This is a genomic window from Kitasatospora sp. NA04385 (assembly GCF_013364235.1).
In the GTDB taxonomy this organism is placed as follows: domain Bacteria; phylum Actinomycetota; class Actinomycetes; order Streptomycetales; family Streptomycetaceae; genus Kitasatospora.
In genome coordinates, this window is record NZ_CP054919.1 from 4,841,015 (window position 1) to 4,854,756 (window position 13,742).

14 protein-coding genes and 1 pseudogene are annotated in these 13,742 nt (G+C 72.4%); 10 read left to right on the forward strand and 5 right to left on the reverse strand.

Annotated features, from left to right (window positions below; translation table 11 throughout):
• Nucleotides 1–118: 118 nt before the first annotated feature.
• Nucleotides 119–1,273, forward strand: coding sequence for a cystathionine gamma-synthase (locus HUT16_RS21700; protein ID WP_176189779.1), 1,155 nt, complete (start codon nucleotides 119–121; stop codon nucleotides 1,271–1,273).
• 21 nt (nucleotides 1,274–1,294) lie between these two features.
• Here HUT16_RS21700 and HUT16_RS21705 read toward each other — a convergent pair whose 3' ends face one another.
• Nucleotides 1,295–1,744: a MarR family winged helix-turn-helix transcriptional regulator gene (locus HUT16_RS21705; RefSeq protein ID WP_176189780.1), complete on the reverse strand. Its 450-nt coding sequence runs from the start codon at nucleotides 1,742–1,744 to the stop codon at nucleotides 1,295–1,297.
• 90 nt (nucleotides 1,745–1,834) lie between these two features.
• On the opposite strand from HUT16_RS21705, the gene ilvA reads away from it, so the two are divergent.
• The 3 genes from ilvA to HUT16_RS21720 all read left to right on the forward strand — a co-directional run bounded on the left by ilvA (nucleotide 1,835) and on the right by HUT16_RS21720 (nucleotide 5,156).
• Nucleotides 1,835–3,046 carry a threonine ammonia-lyase gene (gene ilvA / locus HUT16_RS21710; RefSeq protein ID WP_176189781.1) on the forward strand — a complete coding sequence of 404 codons (1,212 nt, stop codon included), beginning with the start codon at nucleotides 1,835–1,837 and terminating at the stop codon, nucleotides 3,044–3,046.
• A gap of 231 nt (nucleotides 3,047–3,277) precedes the next feature.
• A complete protein-coding gene (locus HUT16_RS21715; RefSeq protein ID WP_176189782.1) occupies nucleotides 3,278–4,294 on the forward strand; it encodes an ATP-binding cassette domain-containing protein in 1,017 nt (338 codons plus the stop codon).
• A gap of 1 nt (nucleotide 4,295) precedes the next feature.
• Nucleotides 4,296–5,156: an ABC transporter permease gene (locus HUT16_RS21720; protein WP_176189783.1), complete on the forward strand. Its 861-nt coding sequence runs from the start codon at nucleotides 4,296–4,298 to the stop codon at nucleotides 5,154–5,156.
• Between the two features lie 87 nt (nucleotides 5,157–5,243).
• Here the strand turns inward: HUT16_RS21720 and greA are convergent, their stop codons facing one another.
• Nucleotides 5,244–5,741 carry a transcription elongation factor GreA gene (greA, locus tag HUT16_RS21725; protein ID WP_176189784.1) on the reverse strand — a complete coding sequence of 166 codons (498 nt, stop codon included), beginning with the start codon at nucleotides 5,739–5,741 and terminating at the stop codon, nucleotides 5,244–5,246.
• A 229-nt stretch (nucleotides 5,742–5,970) separates the two neighbouring features.
• Complete coding sequence (locus HUT16_RS21730; protein WP_176189785.1) at nucleotides 5,971–6,408, reverse strand: DUF4307 domain-containing protein; 438 nt, start codon at nucleotides 6,406–6,408, stop codon at nucleotides 5,971–5,973.
• Nucleotides 6,409–6,566: 158 nt separating this feature from the next.
• Here HUT16_RS21730 and mca point away from each other — a divergent pair, with 158 nt between their 5' ends.
• Nucleotides 6,567–7,436, forward strand: coding sequence for a mycothiol conjugate amidase Mca (gene mca / locus HUT16_RS21735; protein WP_176189786.1), 870 nt, complete (start codon nucleotides 6,567–6,569; stop codon nucleotides 7,434–7,436).
• A gap of 78 nt (nucleotides 7,437–7,514) precedes the next feature.
• Nucleotides 7,515–7,706: a hypothetical protein gene (locus tag HUT16_RS21740; protein ID WP_176189787.1), complete on the forward strand. Its 192-nt coding sequence runs from the start codon at nucleotides 7,515–7,517 to the stop codon at nucleotides 7,704–7,706.
• 98 nt (nucleotides 7,707–7,804) lie between these two features.
• On the opposite strand, the pseudogene HUT16_RS21745 reads toward HUT16_RS21740, so the two are convergent.
• Nucleotides 7,805–8,199 (reverse strand): annotated as a pseudogene (locus HUT16_RS21745) (Uma2 family endonuclease); the annotation flags it as partial.
• Nucleotides 8,200–8,255: 56 nt separating this feature from the next.
• Between HUT16_RS21745 and HUT16_RS21750 the strand changes: the two are divergent.
• Nucleotides 8,256–8,801, forward strand: a complete 546-nt coding sequence (locus HUT16_RS21750; RefSeq protein WP_176189788.1) for a Uma2 family endonuclease — start codon at nucleotides 8,256–8,258, stop codon at nucleotides 8,799–8,801.
• Between the two features lie 165 nt (nucleotides 8,802–8,966).
• Here HUT16_RS21750 and HUT16_RS38440 read toward each other — a convergent pair whose 3' ends face one another.
• Nucleotides 8,967–9,647 carry a GIY-YIG nuclease family protein gene (locus tag HUT16_RS38440; RefSeq protein ID WP_254897926.1) on the reverse strand — a complete coding sequence of 227 codons (681 nt, stop codon included), beginning with the start codon at nucleotides 9,645–9,647 and terminating at the stop codon, nucleotides 8,967–8,969.
• Here HUT16_RS38440 and HUT16_RS38445 point away from each other — a divergent pair.
• The 3 genes from HUT16_RS38445 to HUT16_RS21765 all read left to right on the forward strand — a co-directional run bounded on the left by HUT16_RS38445 (nucleotide 9,634) and on the right by HUT16_RS21765 (nucleotide 13,678).
• Nucleotides 9,634–10,146 carry a hypothetical protein gene (locus tag HUT16_RS38445; RefSeq protein ID WP_254897927.1) on the forward strand — a complete coding sequence of 171 codons (513 nt, stop codon included), beginning with the start codon at nucleotides 9,634–9,636 and terminating at the stop codon, nucleotides 10,144–10,146. The two genes, HUT16_RS38440 and HUT16_RS38445, sit on opposite strands and share 14 nt — an antisense overlap.
• A gap of 469 nt (nucleotides 10,147–10,615) precedes the next feature.
• Nucleotides 10,616–12,730: a thioredoxin domain-containing protein gene (locus HUT16_RS21760; protein WP_254897928.1), complete on the forward strand. Its 2,115-nt coding sequence runs from the start codon at nucleotides 10,616–10,618 to the stop codon at nucleotides 12,728–12,730.
• A gap of 39 nt (nucleotides 12,731–12,769) precedes the next feature.
• Nucleotides 12,770–13,678: a GNAT family N-acetyltransferase gene (locus HUT16_RS21765; protein ID WP_176189789.1), complete on the forward strand. Its 909-nt coding sequence runs from the start codon at nucleotides 12,770–12,772 to the stop codon at nucleotides 13,676–13,678.
• The last annotated feature ends 64 nt before the right edge of the window (nucleotides 13,679–13,742 follow it).

Sequence of the window (13,742 nt, forward strand, 5' to 3'; positions counted from 1 at the left end):
TGGCAGATCGTACTGGTGCGACCTGTTCCCGGGCGAGGCCTTTCGGGCGGGGAAACGCCGCCCGGCACGCGGCTTCCGGCGCCCCGGCCGCAACCCCGGCCCCACTAGGCTCGGTTGCATGACCCAGCACCAGCTTTCCCACGGCTTCGAGACGCTCGCCATCCACGCGGGCCAGGAAGCGGACCCCCGGACCGGGGCAGTCGTGACGCCGATCTACCAGGTGTCCACCTACAAGCAGGACGGCGTCGGCGGGCTGCGCGAGGGCTACGAGTACAGCCGCTCCGCCAACCCGACCCGCACCGCGCTGGAGGAGTGCCTGGCCGCGATCGAGGGCGGCGCCCGCGGCCTCGCCTTCGCCTCCGGACTGGCCGCCGAGGACACCCTGCTGCGCACCCTGCTGCAGCCCGGCGACCACATCGTCATCCCCAACGACGCGTACGGCGGCACCTTCCGGCTGTTCGCCAAGGTGCTGACCCGCTGGGGCGTCGAGTTCTCGGTCGCCGACACCCACCACCCCGAGAAGGTGCGCGAGGCGATCCGCCCGACCACCCGCGCGGTGTGGGTGGAGACCCCGTCCAACCCGCTGCTCGGCATCACCGACCTCGCCGCGGTCGCCGAGATCGCGCACGCCGCCGGCGCCAAGCTGGTGGTCGACAACACCTTCGCCAGCCCCTACCTCCAGCAGCCGATCTCGTTCGGCGCGGACGTGGTGGTGCACTCCACCACCAAGTACATGGGCGGGCACTCCGACGTGGTCGGCGGCGCCCTGGTGGTCGCCGACGCGGGCCTGGCCGAGGAGGTCGCCTACCACCAGAACGCGATGGGCGCGGTGGCCGGGCCGTTCGACGCCTGGCTGGTGCTGCGCGGCATCAAGACGCTCGGCGTCCGGATGGACCGGCACTCGGAGAACGCCGAGAAGGTCGCCGAACTGCTGGCCGGCCACCCGAAGGTGACGCAGGTGCTCTACCCCGGCCTGCCCGCCCACCCCGGGCACGACGTCGCCGCCAAGCAGATGAAGGCGTTCGGCGGCATGGTGTCCTTCCGGGTCGCCGGCGGCGAGCAGGCCGCCGTCGAGGTCTGCAACCGGGCCGAACTGTTCACCCTGGGCGAGTCGTTGGGCGGCGTGGAGTCGCTGATCGAGCACCCCGGGCGGATGACCCACGCCTCCGCGGCCGGCTCCCCGCTGGAGGTGCCCGCCGACCTGGTGCGCATCTCGGTGGGCATCGAGTCCGCCGCCGACCTGCTGGCCGACCTGGAGCAGGCCCTCGGCTGACGCGCCGTCCGCCCGTCCGGTTCAACGGCGGTCCAGCAGACCGTCGTTGAACCGGGCCAGCAGCGCGCAGAACACCGCCCGCTCCCGGGACGTCCAGCCCGCGGTCAGCTCGGCGATCAACTCCCGCCGCCGCTGCCGCACCTGGTCCAGCCGCCCGGCTCCCAGCGGCGTCAGCCCCAGCCGCACCGCCCGCCGGTCCGCCGGGTACGGCAGCCGCGCCACCAGCCGTTCGCGCAGCAGCGGCGCGGCCTGCCGGGTCACCGTCGAGGAGTCCACCCCGAGCTCCGCCGCCAGCGTCTTCACGTTGGCCGGGCCGGTCGCGGAGAGCTGCTCCAGCAGCAGGAAGGCGGCCCGGTCGAGTTCACCGGCGACACTGATCCGCCGCGCGAACACCGCGACCTGGTAAGGGAGCTGACTGTCCGCATCCGGACAGCCGGGGTCGGTGGGGGAATCGGGCGCAGGCAGGCTCATCGCGGCTCACGGGGGGTGCGGGCGACTCGTGACCAGCAGCGTACGCGCGCCGGACGAACACCGGAACCACGCGCGTCCTAGGCTGCCCCCATGCACAGTTGGCCGATCACGGTGGACGACGTCCTGGGCGCGCAGAAGATGCTGGCCGGGGTGGCCCGGATCACCCCCATGCAGACCAGCCGCCACCTGTCCGGGGTGGCCGGCACGCCCGTCCACCTCAAGTGCGAGAACCTGCAGCGCACCGGCTCGTTCAAGCTGCGCGGCGCGTACGTGCGGATCGCCGGGCTCTCCCCGGTCGAGCGGGCCGCCGGGGTGGTCGCCGCCAGCGCCGGCAACCACGCGCAGGGCGTCGCGCTGGCCGCCGCGCTGCTGGGCGTGCGCTCCACCGTTTTCATGCCGCTCGCCGCGCCGCTGCCGAAGGTCGCCGCCACCCGCGAGTACGGCGCCGAGGTCCGGCTGCACGGCGCCAACGTCGACCAGGCGCTGCAGGCCGCCCGCGAGTACGCCGAAGCGACCGGCGCGGTGTTCATCCACCCCTTCGACCACTGGGACGTGATCACCGGCCAGGCCACCGTCGGCCTGGAGGTGCTGGAGCAGTGCCCCGAGGTGCGCACCGTGCTGGTCGGCACCGGCGGCGGCGGGCTGCTGGCCGGCGTGGCGATCGCGGTCAAGGCGCTGCGCCCGGACGTCCGGGTGATCGGCGTGCAGGCCGCCGCGGCCGCCGCGTACCCGCTGTCGCTGGCGGCGGGGCGCCCGGTCTCGCTGGAACGGTTCGCCACCATGGCGGACGGCATCATGGTCGGCCGCCCCGGCGACATCCCCTTCGAAGTGGTGAACGCGCTCGCGGACGGCGTGCTGACGGTCTCCGAGGACGAGCTCTCCCGCTCGCTGCTGGTCGGCCTGGAGCGGCTCAAGCTGGTGGTCGAGCCCGCCGGGGCGGCGCCGATCGCCGCGCTGCTGGCCGAGCCGGGCCGGTTCGAGGGGCCGGTGGTGGCGGTGCTCTCCGGCGGCAACATCGACCCGCAGCTGATGCAGCGGGTGCTGCGGCACGGGCTGGCCGCGGCGGGCCGCTACCTGTCGCTGCGGGTGCGGCTGTTCGACCGGCCGGGCTCGCTGGCCGACCTGCTGGGTGTGCTGACCAGGGTGGACGCCAACGTGCTGGACGTCGCGCACGTGCGGATCGACCCGCAGCTGGGCCTGACCGAGGTCGAGGTGGACCTGCACCTGGAGACCAAGGGCCCCGAGCACTGCGCGGCGGTGATCGGGGAGCTGCGCGAGGCCGGGTACGTGGTCAGCCGCTGAGGCCGTCGGGTCGTCGGTGCCGGTCGCGGCCGGGCCGTCGGTCGAGGTGTCGGCCGGGTTGTCAGTGCCGGGTGGAAGGCTGTGACCCGCCTCACCTGCGGCGCTTGACGCGATATATCGCGAGTGACAGCATCTTGCGATGTATCGCGAGCTTCGCCGCCGGTGGGCTCGGGTAACAAATCGGATGATTTCCCCACAGAATCGACTCGCATCAGGAGATGAGGCAGGCCCATGGCGGCAGCCATCGAAGCCGAGAACCTGGTCAAGACCTTCGGTGACGTCCGCGCCCTGGACGGCGTGAGCCTGGACGTCCCCGAGGGCACCGTCCTCGGGCTGCTCGGGCCCAACGGCGCGGGCAAGACCACCACCGTCCGCGTCCTGACCACCCTGCTCCAACCGGACTCCGGCCGGGCCACCGTGGCCGGGGTCGACGTCCTCAAGCACCCCAACAAGGTGCGCAGCCTGATCGGCCTCTCCGGCCAGTACGCGGCCGTGGACGAGTACCTCACCGGCCGCGAGAACCTCCAGATGGTCGGCGAGCTCTACCAGATGAGCGCCCGCGACGCGAAGAAGCGGGCCCTGGAGCTGCTGGAGTGGTTCCACCTCTCCGAGGCCATGGACCGCACCGCCAAGACCTACTCCGGCGGCATGCGCCGCCGCCTCGACCTGGCCGCCGCCCTGGTGGTCCGGCCCCCGGTGATGTTCCTCGACGAGCCCACCACCGGCCTCGACCCGCGCAACCGGATCGCCCTGTGGGAGGTCATCGAGACCCTGGTCGACCAGGGCACCACCCTGCTGCTCACCACCCAGTACCTGGAGGAGGCCGACCGCCTCGCCCACGACATCGCGGTGGTCGACCACGGCAAGGTGATCGCCCGCGGCACCGCCGACGAGCTCAAGCGCCAGATCGGCGGCGAGCGGATCGAGGTGGTCGTCCGGGCCGCCGACCTCGTCCCCGAGGCCGTCGCCGCGCTCACCCCGTACGCCAAGGGCGACCCGACGGTGGAGCGGAACACCCGCCGGATCACCGTCCCGGTCAGCGGCGGCGCCCGGGTGCTCGCCGATGCCATCCGCGAACTGGACGCCCGCTCCATCGAGATCGACGACATCGGCCTGCGCCGCCCGACCCTCGACGACGTCTTCCTCTCCCTCACCGGCCACGTCACCGAGGAGGGGGCGGACGAGGAGGACGGCGGCGCGGCCGCCGACGCCAAGAAGGGCCGCCGCGGCCACGGGAAGGACGCCTGAGATGACACTCTCCGACACCCGGGGCGCCATCGGCGGCGCCCCCGTCACCCCGCGCCGCGGCGTCGCCGCCACCGCCCACGACTCCTGGGTGGTCGCCAAGCGGAACCTGCGCCGGATGACCCGGATCCCGGAGATCGTGGTCTTCGGCCTCATGCAGCCGGTCATGTTCGTGCTGCTGTTCTCGTACGTCATGGGCGGCGCGATCGCGATCCCCGGCGCGCAGCCCAGCCACCAGACGTACATCGAGTACCTGATGGCCGGCATCTTCGCCCAGACCGTCACCTTCGCGGTGGCCGGCGCCTCGGCCGGCATCGCGGAGGACATGACCAAGGGCCTGGTCGACCGGTTCCGCTCGCTGCCGATGTCCCGGGCCGCCGTGCTCACCGGGCGCACCCTGGCCGACCTGGTGCAGACCGCGTTCATCCTGGTCGTGCTGTCGCTGGTCGCGCTGGCGGTCGGCTGGCGGATCCACAACGGCGTGCTGGACATGCTCGCCGCGTTCGGCCTGCTGCTGCTGCTCGGCTACGCCTTCTCCTGGATCGGCGCGCTGATCGGCCTGTCGGTGCGCAGCCCCGAGGCGGCCACCTCGGCCGGGCTGATCTGGCTGTTCCCGCTGACCTTCGTCTCCAACGCCTTCGTACCGGTCAGCTCGATGCCGGACTGGCTGCAGCCGGTCGCCTACTGGAACCCGTTCTCCGCCACCGTGCAGGCCTGCCGCAGCCTGTTCGGCAACCAGCTCGGCCCGGTGCCGGACTCCTGGCCGATGCAGCACGCCGCGCTGGTCTCGGTGGTCTGGTCGGTCCTCATCACGGCGGTCTTCTCCTGGCTGGCGGTGCGCAAGTACCGCCGCGCGGCCGGCTGACCGCCCCGCCCCGCCGGACACGCGCGACGGCCGCTCCCCCCACCCGGGGGAGCGGCCGTCGCGGCGCGTGCGGTCCGTCCGGGGCGGTCAGCCCGAGAACGGCTTGGCGTCGACGATCTTCACGCTGGCCTTCTTGCCGTTCGGCAGCTCGTACTGGGCGTTCTCGCCCACCGACTTGCCGATGATGCCCCGGCCCAGCGGCGACTGCGGGGAGTACACGTCGATGTCGCCGTCGGTGACCTCGCGGGAGGCCAGCAGGAACTCCATGGTGTCGTCCTCGTCGCCGTCGAAGGCGACCTTCACCAGCATGCCCGGGGCCACCACGCCCGAGTCGGCCGGGGCCTCGCCGACCTTCGCCCGCTCCAGCAGCTGGGACAGCTGGCGGATGCGGGCCTCGGTCTTGCCCTGCTCGTCCTTGGCCGCGTGGTAGCCGGCGTTCTCCTTGAGGTCGCCCTCCTCGCGCGCGGCCTCGATCTTCTTCGCGATCTCGATGCGCCAGGGCCCGGTCAACTGGTCAAGCTCGGCCTTGAGCTTGTTGTAGTGGTCCTGAGTGAGCCAGGTCACGTCATCGTTGGTCTGGGTCACGGGGTGCTCCTCGTCGGTGCTGGCGTCGCCCCGGGGGTGGACCGGCGGCAGTGGGTCGATTTTCTGGGCAGATGCAAAGCAACGCCCGCTCCCGAGCCGGTCGGCGCGGAAGGGGCGAAACCACGAGCCTAACAAGTTCCGGGCGCGGACGGGAGGGCTGCGGGCAGCCGGCGGCCTCCCCGGGCCCGGCTGCCCTCCGAAAGGGTGAGCGAGGCGGCGGCGGAGCGCGTTACTCCTTGTCGGGGGTGCAGCCGAGCAGCTCCGCGGTGGTGCCGCGGGCGGTGGTCCGGAGCGTGACCACCTGGTCGTAGCTGCTGCCCGCCGCCGGGACCTGGAAGTCCGACTGGCCGACCACCGAGCCGTCCGTCCCCTGCGAGCGCACCGTGCACACCCCGGAGGTGCCCGCGCTCTTGCGCACCGACAGCTGCAGCTGCAGCTCGGTGTCCGACACCGCCTGGAAGGTGGGCACCGTACCGTTCATCCTGGTCTCGCGCAGCAGGTACGAGCTGCCCAGCCAGGCGATCAGCCCGAGGAACAGCACCCCGCACACCGCCGCGGCCACCCGCAGCCTGCGGTCGGCCGTCCGGTCGTCGGCCCGGCTGTAGCGGCCGGCCGGCGGTGCGGCCGGCGGTGCGGTGCGGGTCTCGGGCGTAGGGCTGTGGTCCATGGCGGGGCTCGGTCCTTTCGCGGAGCGGCGTTCGTCCTTCGGTGGGAATGGACGGGCCCTCCAGTCCGTCACTATAGGAGGGTCACGTCCGCGCCAGAGGCGGCGGGGGAGCCGGCCCGACGAACCCGGACATACCTGTACCTGAAGGGGATCAGGCGTTGAGCGAGCAGTTGCGTTTGATGGCGGTGCACGCGCACCCGGACGACGAGTCCAGCAAGGGCGCCGCCACCATGGCCATGTACGTGGCCCAGGGGGTGGAGGTCCTGGTCGCCACGTGCACCGGAGGGGAGCGCGGGTCGATCCTCAACCCCAAGCTCCAGGGCGACCCGTGGGTCGAGGAGAACATCCACGAGGTCCGCCGCAAGGAGATGGACGCCGCCCGGGAGATCCTCGGCGTCCGGCAGGCGTGGCTCGGCTACGTCGACTCGGGCCTGCCCGAGGGCGACCCGCTGCCCCCGCTGCCCGAGGGCTGCTTCGCCCTGGAGGAGGTCGAGGTCGCGGCGGGCGCCCTGGTCAAGCTGATCCGCGAGTTCCGCCCGCACGTGATCACCACGTACGACGAGAACGGCGGCTACCCGCACCCCGACCACATCATGACCCACAAGATCACCATGGTGGCCTTCGAGGCGGCCGGCGATCCGGCGGCCTACCCCGAGGCCGGCGAGCCCTGGCAGCCGTCCAAGCTCTACTACAACCACGGCTTCCCGATGGGCCGGATCCGGGCCCTGCACGCCTACCTCAGCGAGAACGGGCACGACTCCCCGTACGGCGAGTGGATCGAGGGCTGGGAGAAGTCCGGCCGGGCCGAGCGGGAGATCACCTCCCGGATCGAGTGCGCCGACTTCTTCGAGATCCGTGACAAGGCACTGATCGCGCACGCCACCCAGATCGACCCGGACGGGCCCTGGTTCCGCGTCCCGATCGACATCCAGCGCGAGGTCTGGCCCACCGAGGACTACGAGCTCGCCAAGTCCCTGGTCGACACCGACCTCCCCGAGACCGACCTCTTCGCGGGCCTGCGCAAGTAGCCCGTTCGTCCCGCCCCGCACCGCCCCGCACCACCCCCCGGTGACCCGGCCGTCCTAAGGCCGGGTCACCATGGAGGAATGAGCACCCCCGTGAACCCCGTCCAGCTCGCCACCGCCCTGGCCCTCGACGAAACCAAGGTCACCCCCGGTCTCCTCGGCTTCGTGGTCTTCGCCGCCCTCGGCATCGCCACCTGGTTCCTGCTGAAGTCGATGAACGCCCGCTTCAAGAAGATCGACTTCACCGAGCAGCCGGACCCCAAGGACGACTGACCCGCCCGCAGGCCTCCCCGGCCGCCCCTGCCCCGGGAAGGGCCGCGGCCCCGTACCGCCCCGCCCGAGGCCGACCGGCCGCGCGCGCGGAGGACGGGTCAGATCGCGCCGAGGTCGACCTCGACCGCGAACGGAGCGGTGGTCCTCATCGTGCCCGTGAACACGTCCGCGTCGCGGTAGGACCGGCTCGCGGGGTCGAGGACGTAGGTGCAGACGAGAGGGACGCCGTTGGCGGTCTGCTCGATCCGCCAGTAGAAGGCGATGCCGGCCTGCGCGTACTGGTCCACCTTCACGATGCGGTCGGTGGTCTCCGAACCAGGCGGCGGGTGGGGGTGATGTCGATGGTCTCCGCCCGGTAGACCACGACGTCGGGCCGCCGGTTGGTGAGCGGCACGTCCTGCAACCGGACATCGAAGTCCGTGTCGGCGTTCCAGTCCGTGCCGGCGGCTGCATCCAGGGCGTTCGCCAGGACCCGGGCCAGGCGGTTGTGCCGCGACCCGTACGAGTCCGTGGCCCCATATCCTGAGAGGCGACAGGAAGGAGCCGTTGATGAGCGTCGACGCGGTCATGAACACCGAGTTCCCCGCCGGGTACGTGCTCTTCTTCGGTACCGACGGGAAGGTGGTCATGACCCCGCGGAGCGAAGAGCACTCCAGCACGATCAAGTCGATGCAGATCGACTCGCTCTCGCTCGGGCGGCACGCGAAGACCACCTCCGACGTGTACCTGGACTTCCCCGCCGACGAGAACTCGGCCCCGGACTTCGCGATCCTGCGGGAGGACGCGCAGCGGCAGGGCAAGCGCTACGGCTTCGAGGACGTGCTGCTGATCGCCGAGGTGGTGTCGGCCTCCTCCGCGCGCAAGGACTACGACGACTGCACGGCGAAGTACGGTCGCTACGGCATCCCGGTCTACGTGGTGGTGGACCCGTACGCCGCGGAGGTCGTCGTCCACACCCGGCCCACCGGCTCCGGCTACATCGCGGCGCACACCCACCAGTACGGCTCGGGCAAGCTGCCCATCGAGCTGGCCGACGGGCGGACCTACACCCTCGACCTGGACGAGCTGCCCCGGCCCGAGGCCGACGCCCGCTGACGGACGGGACCGGGTGGGTGTCTGGACGCCGGTCCCGTGTTCGAGGGCGGACCAGGCGTCCGGTGCGCGAGGGCGGGGCGGGGCAGGGCGGATCGTCTCGCACACGCGTCCTTGCCCCGGCCCGGGCCGGCACGGACCGGTCGCGATCGCGCACCGGCTCGTGACTCAAGCCGGCCTGCCACCGCTGGCTCGCCACTCGAGCGCCTCGGGCGCGTCGGTGAATTCGACCAGGTGCTGTCCGACGTATTCCTGCAGGGCGTCCCGGACTTCTGCGGGGCTGACGTAGAAGAACTCGCGTCGAGTATTGACCTGGTTGACCCGGCGGTCCGCGAAGTGCTGGTGGAGCTTGGTCTCCAGTCCGACGCCGTCGTCGCTGAAGATGAGCGCGTGGACGTCGAAGCGGAACGGCACGGACGCGCCGCTGAGCTCGTAGATGCGGTCCAGGGGTTCGAGCCGACGGGTCAGGCCGATCTTGACCATGCGTTCGCCGAAGGCACCCACGTTGGAGATGACGTAGACGTAGCCGGTGCGGATGTTCGCCGCCCGGGCCTCTACGCTGCGCAGGGCGGACTCGATATCGGCGAGTCTGCTCTCCAGATCCAGGACGCCCTGCGTGTCGCCGCGTTCGCGTAGCCGCTGCAGAGCTGTCTGGACATGGTTGCGCTCCTTGTCCAACTTCTCACGTTCGCGGTCGAACTCGCGCTGCGCCCGCTCCTCCTCGCGCTGGCGGGCACGTGCTTCGCGCTGGGCTTCCTTTTCCTCGTCCTTCTTCTGCAGGTAGTCGGCGGTCAGCGTCAACTCGCGTACGCGGGCGTCGTGGTAGCCGTCCGCAATGCGGATCTGCATGGTGGCGCCCAGCTTGGTCGGCCTCGGCGTTGTAGGCGCGCAGCATCAGCTTGGAGAAGTCCCGCACCATCTTCTTGCCCTCGCGTTGCGACCCGTTGACGGTCCACTGCGAGACGGACTGCACCGCCTGCCCCGCGCGCACCATCTGCTTGATCTCTGCCTGCAGGGAGTCCAGACGGGTGCGGTAGGCGACCGCGTCCTGCAGCGGGTGCTGGTAGTCGTACACCCCGACCTGCTGCAACAGGGCGGTTTCCTCGGTCACCACGATCTGCGCCCGGGCCCGGGCCAGACGGTTCTGCACCTCGAACAGGTCCTGCCGGGCCTTCTCCAGTTCCTGCCGTGCCTTGCCTGCTTCCTTGAGGAGGGCCTGCATCTCGGCGGTCTCTCGGCGTACTGCATTGCGGGCCTCGAGGCGAAGTTCGCGGGCGTCCTCTTCCCGCCCTCGACGTCGGCCGAAGAGCTTGGGGCGAGCACCCCGATCTTCGATGCCCGGTGGTGAAGCCGGCCGGCCGACCGCCGACACTCCAGGGTCCCCAGCGATCCACAACTGCCAGCCATCAGGTGGCGCCGACCAGGACGGGTCGGGCCGCCAGTCCGGCGGGGGAGTCCAACCGGCAGGAGCGGGAGGCCAGTTCGGGGGCGGGTTGAAACGCAGACTCGCCACAGCTGCTCCTCGGACACGATGGACGGGGCACGCACGATTGTGAACGCAACTGCATGCGGCGCAAGCGGAGCAGCACGTTGCCGACGACGGGGCGCGACTGTTCCGAACCACCACCACCCATGATGCGGCGCACTCTCTCCCCGCAGCCATCGGAGGCCGGCTCAGCGCCTCTGGCACGGAGTTTCCAGCCCTCGGGCGCACCCGCCACACGCGGGGCATCGCGCCCGTTCTCGTGGTCGTTCGCCGGAGCCGCCAGACTGTGTTTGATCAGCCTCGAAGTCCCGCAGCGTGCAACGATGTGGACATGAACAGACTCGCGAACGCGACGTCCCCGTACCTGCAGCAGCACGCCGACAACCCCGTCGACTGGTGGGAGTGGTCCCCCGAGGCGTTCGCGGAGGCGGCGCGGCGTGGGGTGCCGGTGCTGCTGTCGGTGGGGTACGCGGCCTGCCACTGGTGTCATGTGATGGCACACGAGTCGTTCGAGGACGAGGCGACGGCGGGGTTCCTGAACGAGCGGTTCGTGGCGGTGAAGGTCGACCGGGAGGAACGGCCGGACGTCGACGCGGTGTACATGGAGGCGGTGCAGGCGGCCACGGGGCAGGGCGGGTGGCCGATGACGGTGTTCCTGACGCCGGAGAAGGAGCCGTTCTACTTCGGGACGTACTTCCCGCCGGAGCCGCGGCACGGGATGCCCTCGTTCCGGCAGGTGCTGGAGGGGGTCGACAAGGCCTGGACGGGGCGGCGGGACGAGGTCGGCGAGGTGGCCGGGCGGATCAGCCGGGACCTGGCGGAGCGGGCCTCGGTGTACGCGGTGGGCAGCGGGGTCGGTCAGCCGCCGGGGGAGGACGAACTGCACCGGGCGGTCGTGGAGTTGACGCGGTCGTTCGACGAGCGGCGGGGCGGCTTCGGCGGGGCGCCGAAGTTCCCGCCGTCGATGGTGCTGGAGTTCCTGCTGCGGCACCACGCGCGGACCGGGTCGGCGGCGGCGCTGCAGATGGCCGAGCGCACCTGCGAGGCGATGGCGCGCGGCGCGATCTACGACCAGCTCGGCGGCGGCTTCGCCCGGTACGCGGTGGACGCGACCTGGACGGTGCCGCACTTCGAGAAGATGCTGTACGACAACGCCCTGCTGCTGCGGGTGTACCTGCACCTGTGGCGGGCCACCGGCGAGGAGCGGGCGCGCCGGGTCGCGCTGGAGACCGCCGACTTCCTGCTGCGCGAACTGCGCACCCCCGAGGGCGGGTTCGCCTCCGCGCTGGACGCCGACTCGCTGGACGAGGCGAGCGGGAGGACCGCCGAGGGCGCGTACTACGCGTGGACGCCGGAGCAGCTGGAGCAGGTGCTGGGGGCGGCGGACGCCGCCCGCGCGGTCGGGCTGTTCGACGTCACCGGGACGTTCGAGCACGGTAGTTCGGTGCTCCAGCTGCCCAAGGACCCGGAGGACCGGGAGGAGTACCAGGAGATCCGGGCGAAGCTGTTCGAGGCGCGGTCGCGGCGCCCCGCCCCCGCCCGGGACGACAAGGTGGTGGCGGCCTGGAACGGCCTGGCGATCGCCGCGCTCGCCGAGGCCGGCGCCCTGCTGGAGCGCCCCGACCTGGTCGAGGCCGCCGAGCGCGCCGCCGACCTGCTGATCACCGTCCACCTGACGCCCGAGGGACGGCTGCTGCGCACCTCCCGGGACGGCCGGGCGGGCGCCAACGCGGGCGTGCTGGAGGACTACGCGGACACCGCCGAGGGCTTCCTCGCGCTGTACGCCGTCAGCGGGGACAGCTCCTGGCTGCAACTGGCCGGCGAGCTGCTCGACCTGGTGCTGCTGCACTTCACCGACGAGGCGTCCGGCGCGCTGTACGACACCGCGGACGACGCCGAGCAGTTGATCCGCCGCCCGCAGGACCCCACCGACAACGCCACCCCGTCCGGCTGGACCGCCGCCGCGGGCGCCCTGCTCGGGTACGCCGCGTACACCGGATCGGCCCGCCACCGCACCGCCGCCGAACGGGCGTTGGGCATCGTCTCGACCCTCGGCACCCGCGCCCCCCGGTTCACCGGCTGGGGTCTGGCCGTCGCCGAGGCGCTGCTCGACGGCCCCCGCGAGGTCGCCGTCATCGGCGCCCCCGACGATCCCGCGCGGGCCGCCCTGCACCTGACCGCGCTGCGGGCCACCGCGCCCGGCGCGGTGGTCGCCGTCGGCGAGAGCGGCGACACCGAGGTGCCGCTGCTCGCCGACCGCCCGCTGCTGGACGGCCGGGCCGCCGCGTACGTGTGCCGGCACTTCGTCTGCGAGCGCCCGACCGCGGACGCCGCCGAACTGGCCGGACGGCTGCGCCCGGAAACCGCGGGAACGGTAGGGGCGGAGGGAACGGAAGGCACGGCGGGAGCGGAAGGCGCGGAGGGAACGGAAGGCGCCGCGGGATAACCGATGGCCGCGGGCGGCGGGGACGGGTGAGGATGGGCCATGGCCTGGACCCTCACCACCTCGCTGGACGAGTTCCGCACCGCAGCGGGGGAGTTCCTCGCGGCCGACCCGGTCGGGAACACCGTGCTGCTCACCATCGTCGACCGGATCGGCCGGGACGGCCCGCACGTCTACGGCGAGGCCCCGCCGCGCTACGGCTGGTGGCGGGAGCCGGACGGCACCGTCACCGGCGCCACCCTGCGCACCCCGCCGCACGGACAGCGCCTCGGACGGATGACCGCCGAGGCCGCCGGAGCGCTGGCCCTCCTGCTCGCCGCCGAGCAGCCGGCCGAGCGGGAGGAGCGGCCCGGGAACGGGAACGCGGACGGGAACGGGGACGGGGACGGGAACGCGGACGTCGGCGGCGGGCGGGAGGCCGTGCTGGCCTTCGCGGCGGCCCGGGAACGGCACACCGGCCGCGGCTGGTCCGTCGAATTCCACGAACGGCTCTACCGACTGGGCGAGTTGACGCCACCGGCGGCCCCGCCGGCCGGTCGGTCCAGGCTCGCCGAGCCGGCCGACCGGGAACTGCTCGCCGAGTGGCTCGCCGCGTTCTGCGTCGAGGCCGGGGTGCGCGCCCCCGAGGACCCGCTGCTCGAAGCCGACCAGCGGATCGCCGCCCGCGCCCTGCTGGTCCGGGAGGACGCGGACGGGCGGGTCGTCGCGATGGCCGGGGCCAGCCCGGCGGTCGCCGGGATGTCCCGGATCGGCCCGGTCTACACGCCGCCGGAGCTGCGCGGCCGCGGCCACGCGAGCGCGCTGACGGCGGCGGCCTCCGCCCACGCGAGGGCCGGCGGCGCGGCGGAGGTGCTGCTGTACACGGACCTCGCCAACCCGACCAGCAACGCGATCTACCAGCGGATCGGCTACGTCCCGGTGGAGGACGCGGTGCACGTGCTCCTCCGGTAGGCCCCGGAACCCCCGGTGGCCTCCGGTGCGGACGGCCCTCCGGCCCTCCGGAACCCCCGGCGGC